Origin of the sequence: Synechococcus sp. BSA11S, assembly GCF_014224355.1 — a bacterium.
Lineage (GTDB): Bacteria > Cyanobacteriota > Cyanobacteriia > PCC-6307 > Cyanobiaceae > Regnicoccus_A.
This window is the reverse complement of sequence record NZ_VNWP01000035.1, coordinates 1-8,720: the sequence shown is the minus strand read 5'-3', so window position 1 is coordinate 8,720 and position 8,720 is coordinate 1. Positions and strand designations below refer to the sequence as shown.

Annotated in this window: 15 protein-coding genes; 6 read left to right on the top strand and 9 right to left on the bottom strand. The window is 65.9% G+C overall.

Annotated elements, in window-relative coordinates; genetic code table 11:
- Positions 1-281: 281 nt before the first annotated feature.
- The 3 genes from FPZ61_RS15065 to FPZ61_RS15055 all read right to left on the bottom strand — a co-directional run bounded on the left by FPZ61_RS15065 (position 282) and on the right by FPZ61_RS15055 (position 2,862).
- On the bottom strand, positions 282-842 hold the full coding sequence (locus FPZ61_RS15065) for a BrxE family protein (protein WP_185467432.1): 561 nt from the start codon (positions 840-842) through the stop codon (positions 282-284).
- A 160-nt stretch (positions 843-1,002) separates the two neighbouring features.
- Positions 1,003-2,100, bottom strand: a complete 1,098-nt coding sequence (locus tag FPZ61_RS15060) for a tetratricopeptide repeat protein (protein WP_185467431.1) — start codon at positions 2,098-2,100, stop codon at positions 1,003-1,005.
- Between the two features lie 6 nt (positions 2,101-2,106).
- Positions 2,107-2,862 (bottom strand): hypothetical protein, encoded by a 756-nt coding sequence (locus tag FPZ61_RS15055; RefSeq protein ID WP_185467430.1) that lies wholly within the window; start codon positions 2,860-2,862, stop codon positions 2,107-2,109.
- Positions 2,863-2,978: 116 nt separating this feature from the next.
- On the opposite strand from FPZ61_RS15055, the gene FPZ61_RS15050 reads away from it, so the two are divergent.
- Positions 2,979-3,227 (top strand): hypothetical protein, encoded by a 249-nt coding sequence (locus FPZ61_RS15050; protein WP_185467429.1) that lies wholly within the window; start codon positions 2,979-2,981, stop codon positions 3,225-3,227.
- A gap of 5 nt (positions 3,228-3,232) precedes the next feature.
- Here the strand turns inward: FPZ61_RS15050 and FPZ61_RS15045 are convergent, their stop codons facing one another.
- Both FPZ61_RS15045 and FPZ61_RS15040 read right to left on the bottom strand, forming a co-directional pair.
- Positions 3,233-3,604: a hypothetical protein gene (locus FPZ61_RS15045; RefSeq protein ID WP_185467428.1), complete on the bottom strand. Its 372-nt coding sequence runs from the start codon at positions 3,602-3,604 to the stop codon at positions 3,233-3,235.
- A gap of 8 nt (positions 3,605-3,612) precedes the next feature.
- A complete protein-coding gene (locus FPZ61_RS15040; protein ID WP_185467427.1) occupies positions 3,613-3,801 on the bottom strand; it encodes a hypothetical protein in 189 nt (62 codons plus the stop codon).
- Between the two features lie 454 nt (positions 3,802-4,255).
- On the opposite strand from FPZ61_RS15040, the gene FPZ61_RS15035 reads away from it, so the two are divergent.
- Complete coding sequence (locus FPZ61_RS15035; protein ID WP_185467426.1) at positions 4,256-4,621, top strand: hypothetical protein; 366 nt, start codon at positions 4,256-4,258, stop codon at positions 4,619-4,621.
- A gap of 127 nt (positions 4,622-4,748) precedes the next feature.
- On the opposite strand, the gene FPZ61_RS15030 is transcribed toward FPZ61_RS15035, so the two are convergent.
- From FPZ61_RS15030 to FPZ61_RS15020, 3 genes are all read right to left on the bottom strand, one after another.
- The gene (locus FPZ61_RS15030; protein WP_185467425.1) at positions 4,749-5,120 is read right to left on the bottom strand and encodes an AbrB family transcriptional regulator; all 372 of its coding nucleotides are present in this window, start codon (positions 5,118-5,120) and stop codon (positions 4,749-4,751) included.
- Positions 5,121-5,200: 80 nt separating this feature from the next.
- Positions 5,201-5,860, bottom strand: coding sequence for a thermonuclease family protein (locus FPZ61_RS15025; RefSeq protein WP_255441695.1), 660 nt, complete (start codon positions 5,858-5,860; stop codon positions 5,201-5,203).
- A complete protein-coding gene (locus FPZ61_RS15020; RefSeq protein WP_185467424.1) occupies positions 5,857-6,246 on the bottom strand; it encodes a hypothetical protein in 390 nt (129 codons plus the stop codon). Before FPZ61_RS15020 ends, FPZ61_RS15025 begins: the two co-directional genes overlap by 4 nt.
- A gap of 326 nt (positions 6,247-6,572) precedes the next feature.
- Between FPZ61_RS15020 and FPZ61_RS15015 the strand changes: the two genes are divergently transcribed.
- Both FPZ61_RS15015 and FPZ61_RS15010 read left to right on the top strand, forming a co-directional pair.
- Entirely contained in the window at positions 6,573-6,755 is a 183-nt protein-coding gene (locus FPZ61_RS15015) for a conjugal transfer protein TrbI (protein ID WP_094555522.1), read from the top strand.
- On the top strand, positions 6,748-7,017 hold the full coding sequence (locus FPZ61_RS15010; protein ID WP_185467423.1) for a CDGSH iron-sulfur domain-containing protein: 270 nt from the start codon (positions 6,748-6,750) through the stop codon (positions 7,015-7,017). The genes FPZ61_RS15015 and FPZ61_RS15010 overlap by 8 nt, the downstream gene beginning before the upstream one ends.
- Positions 7,018-7,045: 28 nt before the next feature.
- Here FPZ61_RS15010 and FPZ61_RS15750 read toward each other — a convergent pair whose 3' ends face one another.
- The gene (locus FPZ61_RS15750) at positions 7,046-7,393 is read right to left on the bottom strand and encodes an ATP-dependent RecD-like DNA helicase (RefSeq protein ID WP_370593490.1); all 348 of its coding nucleotides are present in this window, start codon (positions 7,391-7,393) and stop codon (positions 7,046-7,048) included.
- A gap of 44 nt (positions 7,394-7,437) precedes the next feature.
- Here FPZ61_RS15750 and FPZ61_RS15000 point away from each other — a divergent pair, with 44 nt between their 5' ends.
- Positions 7,438-7,728, top strand: a complete 291-nt coding sequence (locus FPZ61_RS15000) for a hypothetical protein (protein WP_185467422.1) — start codon at positions 7,438-7,440, stop codon at positions 7,726-7,728.
- A gap of 436 nt (positions 7,729-8,164) precedes the next feature.
- Positions 8,165-8,686 carry an SLOG family protein gene (locus tag FPZ61_RS14995; protein WP_185474893.1) on the top strand — a complete coding sequence of 174 codons (522 nt, stop codon included), beginning with the start codon at positions 8,165-8,167 and terminating at the stop codon, positions 8,684-8,686.
- Positions 8,687-8,720: the final 34 nt, after the last annotated feature.

The following is an 8,720-nucleotide window of genomic DNA, read 5'->3' as shown; positions in this document are numbered from 1 at the left end:
AGGCCTCATAGCTCCCTTGGAGGCAAGACTCCCAATGAGGTCTATACTGAGACCAAACCCTGTTCCTCCCGTCCGGAGTTAACGATGTCAGGGGCCAGAACTGTCCAGTAAAAGGCACCCACCTCACACCAGAGGCCCTTTGATCAAGCCATAGCTGCTGTAGGGCACCACCTCCACGGCTTTCGTCTTTGAAGCCTTCCGTGGCCTTGAAGCGGCTTTCGCGGCCACCTGCTTGGTTGTGGGCCTGTTATTGGCCTTGGTCGCAGCCATCGCACTCGCCATCAAACCGCAACCTGCAGGTAGGGCACCACCAACTGCCCGGGCGTGCTGCAGAGGAATCCGGCTGCCAGCCGCTCGATGTGGCCCTGGTTGATCTCGAAGGGGTCGTCCATCCGCAGGGCCTTTGCTGTCTGCGGAGTCTGCTGCCGAGCCCAGTCGATAGCCGTCGGATCCAGTTCGGCCAGATCGACCAACGCCTCGGGCCATTGCTCTGCCTTAATGCTCCAGGCTGACTGGAAGCTGTCCGTCCATGCCTCGGGCTCATCCATCCAGCGGCTGCGCTCGTTCTCGTAGGCGTCCTCCAGCTGGGGCGTGAGCCGGAACAAGTGGCAGCTGATCGGCCCGCCCGGGGTGGGTTGGATCGCCAGGGCTTCATCGCACGCCAGCTGCGCCACACGGAACCCAGCCCTCGTCTGCGCAAAGGGCGCTGTGCGTGGAAAGCCCTGCTGGAACAGGAACTCCCCTGTGCCGGTCAGCACGCCACTGTTCCACCAGCCCAGCCGCTGGGTCTCTCCCAGGGCCGCCACCACCAAGCGGAGCTTGAACAGCTGGCGGAAATTCATCCAGGTGGTGCAGGGGTGCCGCTATCTGGACCACAGGATGACGCCTGGATGGCGTAGCTGGCTAACTCCTGGCAAAACCATGCACCATCAGGGGTTTACCTGGAGGGCGCTTATGACCCCAAACGATGCGCTGGGTGCATAGTCTCAGAGCCAAAACCAATCAGGGGCTATGCAGCCGCAAAGCCTCCGCATACTCCCCCTCAATCCCCAGCCCCGAGTCCTCGTTGGGTGTCAGCCGCTTCATGCCCACGTGGATCAGGCAGGCCAGGGCCAGGTCGCTCCAAGTGCCCGGCAGGGTCTTCAGGCTGCGGCTGGTGCCTGGCTCATTGATCTGCAGTCCGCTCTGGCCCACAGCCGCCACCTCACTGATCACCGCCATGCACTCGGCCTGGTCCATCGCTTGGAAGCGGCGTAGGGCATCGAGGCAGAAGTTCACCGCGTCCTGCCTCAGGCCATTGGGGCTGGCCTGGCGTAGATCCCGCGCGGCCACCTGACCCCGCAGCGCCTTGGCCTGCTCACCCAGCTCCCCAAACGGCTGCTGCTCGATCACCCGCAGCAACAGCGCATCGGCCTCGTCGCGGTTCTCGTCTGGATCCAGCTCCAGCAGCGCCTGGGCCAGGCACAGGCTGGCTACAGCATCGTTTGGTGCCACCGCCAAGGCCTGCCGGAACCGTTCTGCCCCGGCCGCCAGGGCGCCGGCCGTGGTGAGCAGGCTGCCGAGGGTGCGCAGCGCATAGGGGTTGCCAGGCTCCAGCTCAATCGCGCGCTCCAAGGCCTGGCGTGCTTCCGACTGGTCTTGGTCCCGCAGGGCTGCCACCCCTAGGGCCACCTGCGCATTGGCGAAGGTCGGTTCCACCGCGACCGACCGCCGCAGCAGCTCGCGGGCCTCCTTCAGCTGGCCCTCATCGCTCGCCACCATGCCCAGGTTGTAGAGCGCGTCACGGTTTTCGGGTTCGGCTTTCAGCAGGGCCTCCAGCAAGGGCCGGGCCTCGCCGTAGCGGCGCTGCTTCAGAAGGGGGGTGATGGTAGCCATCGCCTCGGCAGAAGGAGTCGCTGTCTCAGTGGCTGGGCTCCGGCTCACCTCGATGCGCCCGTTGGCGAACACCACATCCACCCGGCCGCCCATGGAGCCATAGGCCTGCTGGAAGTAGTCGGTCACCGCCCGGTGGAAGGCCGCGCTGCCCGGCTTGCGGCTGTCCTCCGGCAGCAGAGCCCGATCAAAGGTCGTCTCCTCAATCGTGAACGAGGTGGCCTGCATGCCCATTCAGCAAACCTCAGCCGGATAGGCAGGCTGCCAGCTGTACCAGCGAGCGATGCCGAGCTTTTCGGCCCAGGCATCGATCATTTCCCGATCCGGATCCGCCGTAGCGGCCTGCTCGCGGGTGCTGGCAATCAGCTCCCGTGCCAGCGCCTCGAACCCTGCCGCCTGGTACGGCACCGCCAGCGGCGGCAGGCCCACCAACTCAGCGGCCTGGAAGGCGTAGGCCGCGTTCATCCCCCGGCTGGCTTTCACGACCGCGGCGGGGGCCAGGCGGTCGACGTCTGCATTGAGGCTGGGCACGTTCTGCTGCACCTGCTCCTGCAGCACCGCCGCCTGGAGACCCCTCAGCTCCGGGGCCTGCTCGAATAGCCACTGGTCAGCGCATAGCCCCGGTCCGATCGAGCGCAGCTGCACCATGAGCCCGTTGTAGAAGCGCAGCCCCAGCTCCCGGGCCCGGGCCATCGGCAGCTTGCCCTTGTGCAGCTTCTCCACCTGCGTCACCACCTGCTCGCGGGCCTCCCGCTTCTCCGTGAGGTTCACCCGCAGCTCCTGGGGCACCTGCACCAGCCGCAGTAGTAGTGCCGCCTCAAAAGCCACGTGGTAACTGCTGGCCTCGTCGTCTTCCCTGAAAAGGATCAGATGCGCCTGCCGTTCCTTGTTGGCGGGCTTGAGAGTGGCGAGGGTGCTGAGGCCTGGCTCCTGAGCCACGGCCACCGGCAGTCCGCTGACCTCTTCCACCCGCTGGAGGATGCGGGTCACGGCCGGTAGGAGCGCATGCTCGACCATCGCCAAGAAGCTGCTTCGGCAGGGGTGCCCCCACGGTATCGGCCGCTCCTCGCAACCCCAGCGAGGATGGGAGGCCTGCAACTGATGACGTGGCGACGCCCCTGCAGATCGGTGACACCGTGCGCCTCTCGCGGGCCTTCCTGCAGTCCACCGCCATGGTCACCGGTCCGGCGGCCCCCATCAGCGTGGGGCCGTTTGCCAGGGGCACGGTGACGGCGATCGCCCCGATCAGCCCTGGCAGCTCCCTCGTGCTGGCCTCGGTGGCCTGGGCTGATGGCGAGAGCAGCCAGGTGAACGTGGTCAACCTCGAGCTTCAACCGGGCAACCCGCCGCTCTAGCGACCTCAGCTGAAGCCCCTGGCGGGTGGCCGCCGGCCTGGCGGCAGCAGCGGCACCTCGATCGTGCATCCCTCCTCCACCGGATAGCTCTCCATCTCCAGGTGAATGTCGCTGCAGAACACCGACAGGGGTGGATCCAGATCAATCGCCTCCAGCAGGGCCAGCACGATCTCCCCGGCGCTGTCGCTCGGATGCCGCTTCAGGGCCATGCGGAAGCGGATGGAGGTGAACCGCTTGAGATCCGGCCGTGCCGAGAGCACGTTCGTGCGCAGAAACTTCCCGATTCCGTACTCGGTCTGGTTGACGAACATCACATAGGGACGATCGTCACCGGGGCCTGGCAGATCGTCCTGGGTGGTGATCGTGAGGTCGGCCATGGTGCTGCTCAGGCCTCGTTGCTGCTTTTGTTCCCGCTCTGCCCGTCGAACAGCGGCCCCAGAGGCACCACCGCCAACTGGCCCTGCTCCGCCACCTCCAGTCCGGGTGGGTTGGGCTGCTCCGGTCCGAACACCTCAGCAGGCGGGGCATCAGGACCGAGCGGCAGCGGGTTCTGCCGGTAGCGCTGGCGTGGCATGGTGTCGAGACGGACCCTCTGCTCCCGAGCTTGGCAGCGCCACCGGGATTCAGCCCTGCAGCTGGGCCTTGGATCACTACACCCCTACCAGCTGAGGCATAAACCCCTATTGCCCTCGCCGGCAGGCCGTCCGATCGTTGATGCATCGGATTCGGAGGCCCTTCGATGGATGACACTCCCCCGGGTCAGGCGTCAGGAGCCCGCTGACGATCCGGCCCCTGCTCCAACACTCTCATCGGATCTCTGGCTTCCCTGGCGTGTGACACCGCTGTGTGTGTGCTCCGCCGCCGTCCATTGCACCGTTAACGGCCTCGCCTCAGGTGCCCCGGACCCATCGGGAAGCCCCACTGGAAACCTGGCCCCAGGTGCCAGCGTCAGCCACTCCACCCCACCAACCAGAATCCTTCAGAGCCCGGTGGCCTCGTCACCGGGCTTTGTCGTGATCCCCTGTTCCATGGCTGACCTCGCCCGGACCCACCAGGCCCTCGCTGAGGACTACCGCTGGCATTTGCAGATCGCCGCCGGCAAGCTGCTCGCCCAACCCAGCTGGTCGTTGGAGGCCACGGTGGCGTTGATCCACACCCAGACCGAGGGCATCACGATTGGTCCGGTGAGGAGCCTTCCCCTATGGCTGGATCACCTTCCACCGGAGCTGGATGCCTTCGTGAGGCTGCAGGAGCAGGGGGTGAGCTTCGAGGAGGCCTACCAACGCTGCCTTGCAGAACAAGGCCAGGAGTTCCTCGCTGCGATCGAGGCCAGCAAAGCCAGTGGGGCGCTGGTCACCCACGACAACCTGGCCGAATTCGCGGCCCTCTCCTAGAAAGGCTTTGCCCGTGACCCCAGGGAACTGCTGGTGCTGGCCAAGTGGCCGGACAACGTCACCGGCTTTCTGCTGTCGTGTGAGCAGCTGAGCTGAAGACAGCTCGAAGGGCCAACAGCTTGAAGGCTCACTCCTCCTCTTCTGTTGAGCCAGCTGGCACCAGGCGGATCTGCTTGCGACCCAGCTTGATCTCAAACTCATCACCGGGCTTGAGATCCAACAGCGCGGAGTAGGCCTTACCGATCAGGAGGTTGCCGTTGCCCTGGACGGTGGCCACATAGCTCAAGCTGCGACCAGCCTTCCCTTTCGTTTTGCCGTTGCCATCACCCAGGCTGACGCCTTTGGCTTCCAGCAGCGCCTCATAGAAGGCGGTGAAGTTCAGCCGTTCGCTGCCGTCCTTCTTGGTGCTCACATAGCCGGCGGCTCGCACCAGATCGGACTTGGAGGCATCACCCAGCTCCTTGACTTTGGCGAGCAGGTCAGATCCGGTTAGGGCCATCGTGATGGAGCATCAATCAGCTGGACCATAACGATCAGGCTGTTGGTGGCCAGAGCAAGAAGGTGCGGGTCACCGTCCCCTCAGCGGAGGCTTTCGCAGGCCACACCATCACCATTTCCATCCAGGTAGGTGTGGCCTTGGCGCAGCAACTCCTGTGCGCGTTCAAAGGAGCCGATTTCACGGCAGCGATACCTCCGGCCACCAGGGATCGACTCGGTGCCGCTGCCTGCTCGCCCCGCTGTTCTGCCACGGCGGAAGTCCCAGGGGCGGGTGATGCCGCCCGGCACCCTCCACACCCCGAAACGGCGGCGGGAGGCCCGGAACTCGGCATCGAGATACTCCTTGGCGTTGCATTGGCTCAGATACCGCCGGTAGGCGAAGGCCATGCCGTCTTCCACCAGCGCCAGGTTGAGATTCACCTCCCCGATCACCTCCGCCACCGTGCGGCCAAAGCGATCCACCGTCTGGGGCCTCAGCGTCACGCTGGAGCCCAGCCGCAGCCGGCTTTGCAGATAGCGGCGCGCGTTGGCGCCATCGGGAGCTTGCGCCATCTCTGGGGCGTCAATGCAGGCCAGCCTGATCGTGATCCGCTTGCCACCTTGCTGCACGCGGATCGTGTCGCCATCACCAATGGAGAGCACCGTGGCGCGAACCTCGGTGCCGGCCGCCGTCGCGGGTGATAGCGCCATCGGGGCCATCACCACCGCCAGCAACAGAGCGGCAAGGGGGCGCAGGCTCAAGGGCGCGGCTCCAGCCCCTCCAGCGCCGTGCGCAGCTCACCGATGAACTCCTCATCCACCTCGGTGGCGGTGATCTCCTCGCCCACCAGGTCCTGGATCAGGGGGTAGAAGCGCACCTCAAACCACTTCCGGAACACCTCATAGGTGCGCTCCGCCGGCCAGGTGGCGGTGTCGCGATGCCAGTAGTCGAGCTCGGCCTCGAAAATCGCCTCGTAGACCTCCTCGAGGATCTCCTCCGCCTCCTCTTGCGTGTCGTAGTCGGGGATCAGATACAGGCAGGGCTCACTGGCTCCGGCAACATCCACGTCCAGCTCGAGCTGCCGGGCCCAGTCGAGCAGTTTCGGGCTGGGGTAGATCCCCACCGCACAGCGGTTCACCACGGCCATGGCCCACCCGGCGGCATTGGGCGAACGCTAGGCCTGGCCACTTGAGCAGGCACGGTGCTGCCGGGGAAGCCAGACACCGTCCTGGAGAAGAGCAAGAGGCCTGCATCGCATCGCTGCTGCAGGAAGGTTGAACAGGTCCCCAATGGGAAGGGCGCCCCGTGTCGGGCGCCCTTGGGCCGGTTGCAGGGTCTGGGCTCGCGCTGCCCTGGTCGTGGCCTCTGATTCATTAATAGATCCGCCTGGCTTGCTTGTCAGTACGGCAAGCCGATCCGCCGCGGCGCCGCCGGCTCCAGAGTGGGTTCAGCTGCCCTGAGCAAGGAGAAGCCATGACCACGACCCTGGAGAGACCAACCGCGTTGAAGTGCGCCTGCCCAGGGTGCAACTGCACGGTGCAACCGGAGACACCCTTCCGCAGTGGCACCTCACTGTTCTGCAGCGACGCCTGCGCCAAGGGGCACCCCAATGGTGAGCCCTGCCACGCCGGCTGCGGCTGCGAATGCCATGGCTGAACCTGCTCCGCCCACTGCGGGTCCGATTCCTCTGGAGCTGCCAGCCGGCGTGCACCAGCTCTGCCGCTGTGGCAGCAGCCGCCATGGCTGGTTCTGTGATGGCGCCCACCTCGGCACCGGCTGGTTGTCCCGCGAACATCGGCTGGAGCAGGCCAGCACGGTGCTGGTCTGTGGCTGCACTCACTCCCACCACTACCCGCTCTGCGATGGCTGCCACGCCAAGCCAGCGGGCAACAGACACTGGTGGAAATGGTGGGAGTGAGCGGCTCGATCATCTGGACGGCTGCCGCTCAGCTGAGCCATTCCGCCAGCTTGGTGTAACGCCTACGTCCCAGGTGGTTCTTCACAGCCATCGCCAGCGCCTTCTTCTGGCCCACCAACACCACCAGCTGCTTGCCTCTGGTGATGCCGGTGTACACCAGATTGCGCTGCAGCATGGCGTAGTGCTGGGTGAGTAAAGGGATCACCACGGCGGGGTATTCGCTGCCCTGGCTCTTATGGATCGTGCAGGCGTAGGCGGGTACCAGGTTGTCGAGTTCGCCCCAGCCGTAGGTCACCTCGCGGCCGTCAAATCGCACTGTCAGTTCGCTGGCATCGGCATCGATGGTTTCCACCGTGCCCACATCACCGTTGAACACCTCCTTCTCGTGGCCAGGCGATCGAAGAAGCCGCTCGGGATCCAGTGGCCATCGGCAAGTTGATGGTGGATCAGGCCTGGGCTGAGGGTATAGACCCCACCGGCGGGGGCCCGTACTACGAACGCAACAGCAACCAGCACCGGCGGCTGCAGGCTTTCGAGACAGGCGGCGAGGGCTTCATGACCGGCGGCTGGGTGCGGGTGCTGGCCACGGCCGAGCAGGTGCGCAAGGAGCGTCCTGGCATGGAGCGTGCTGCCAACGCGGGCCTGGTGAGGATCCATGGCACCCACCGGGGCGTGCTGCTGGTGGAGTTCCTGGACGTTCCCTGGGGCTGAGCAGGCACCGCAGGGCTGCGGTCGGCAGCGGCCGTCCTTCAGCGTGCCACGGCTGCGCCGTGGCGTGCATCGGCCAGCCGCCGCCGCCCTCCGCTCCGGGGCCGGTGTGGGTGTGGCAGGCATGGCTGTTCTCTCGCGGCTGCGGTGGCCGGGCCCTCACCTGCATCGATGGGGCTGGGGTGAAGCCCCAGGTTTCCTCGCGCGGCTGCGCGGCCGACTGGGCATTCAGTGCTGAATCTGGCGGGTCTGCTTGTCACCTTTCCGATCCCTTAGTGCATGGCTTTGCTTTGCTTAGATCCATTGTCCCGCAGCCGCTTTGCCTACTTTTTAGTGCGTTTGTACTGGTAGAATAAGAGCTGCGCCAAAGGCCACGAGCCCATCGCCTGCGGCAACGAAATTCTCGGACAACTTGCCCCGTTCGTTTGCTCTGTAGCCCATGAGCTTGTCCTCTGCTGCAGTGGCCCAGGCCGCTGCATTCCCTCTCCCTGGTCTCCTGCCGCCGCCGGTGCTGGCGCATCGCTCGGTCGTCATCGTCGCCGCCGGTGGCCGTGATCTCGTCTGGCCTCAGGAGCGCATCGCCTCCGCACTGCTCCAGCGCAGCGGTGGCCGGCCTGTCCATTTGCTGCTTCATGGCGGGGCCCGGGGCGCTGATCGCGCCATCGGTCGTGCGGCCCATCAGCTCGGCTGGCGGGTTCAGTCCCTCGCCGCTGATTGGCGTCGCTATGGCCGCAGTGCTGGCCCCATCCGCAATCGCCTTCTGCTGGAGCAGGCCCTGGTGGAAGCCCAGGCCCCCCCCCCCCCAGCCTTCAGCGTCTCGGTGCTGGTGATCGCCTCCCCCGGTGGGCCGGGCACGGCCTCGCTGGTTCAGCAGGCCCGCCGCTGCTCCTCCCGTTCGCCGGTGCCGGTGGTGGTGATGGAAGTGCCGCCGCCGGTCTCGCCGGAGCCCCTCGCCGCCTGAGCGGCAGTCGCCGCCTCGTTCTTCTCGTCCCTCA

What these genes read in the sequence shown, in the direction of transcription:
- FPZ61_RS15065 (WP_185467432.1), bottom strand. Translation starts at nt 842, where the DNA reads ATGAATTTCCGCCAGCTGTTCAAGCTCCGCTTGGTGGTGGCGGCCCTG.
- FPZ61_RS15060 (WP_185467431.1), bottom strand. Translation starts at nt 2,100, where the DNA reads ATGCAGGCCACCTCGTTCACGATTGAGGAGACGACCTTTGATCGGGCT.
- FPZ61_RS15045 (WP_185467428.1), bottom strand. Translation starts at nt 3,604, where the DNA reads ATGGCCGACCTCACGATCACCACCCAGGACGATCTGCCAGGCCCCGGT.
- FPZ61_RS15040 (WP_185467427.1), bottom strand. Translation starts at nt 3,801, where the DNA reads ATGCCACGCCAGCGCTACCGGCAGAACCCGCTGCCGCTCGGTCCTGAT.
- FPZ61_RS15035 (WP_185467426.1), top strand. Translation starts at nt 4,256, where the DNA reads ATGGCTGACCTCGCCCGGACCCACCAGGCCCTCGCTGAGGACTACCGC.
- FPZ61_RS15030 (WP_185467425.1), bottom strand. Translation starts at nt 5,120, where the DNA reads ATGGCCCTAACCGGATCTGACCTGCTCGCCAAAGTCAAGGAGCTGGGT.
- FPZ61_RS15020 (WP_185467424.1), bottom strand. Translation starts at nt 6,246, where the DNA reads ATGGCCGTGGTGAACCGCTGTGCGGTGGGGATCTACCCCAGCCCGAAA.
- FPZ61_RS15015 (WP_094555522.1), top strand. Translation starts at nt 6,573, where the DNA reads ATGACCACGACCCTGGAGAGACCAACCGCGTTGAAGTGCGCCTGCCCA.
- FPZ61_RS15010 (WP_185467423.1), top strand. Translation starts at nt 6,748, where the DNA reads ATGGCTGAACCTGCTCCGCCCACTGCGGGTCCGATTCCTCTGGAGCTG.
- FPZ61_RS14995 (WP_185474893.1), top strand. Translation starts at nt 8,165, where the DNA reads ATGAGCTTGTCCTCTGCTGCAGTGGCCCAGGCCGCTGCATTCCCTCTC.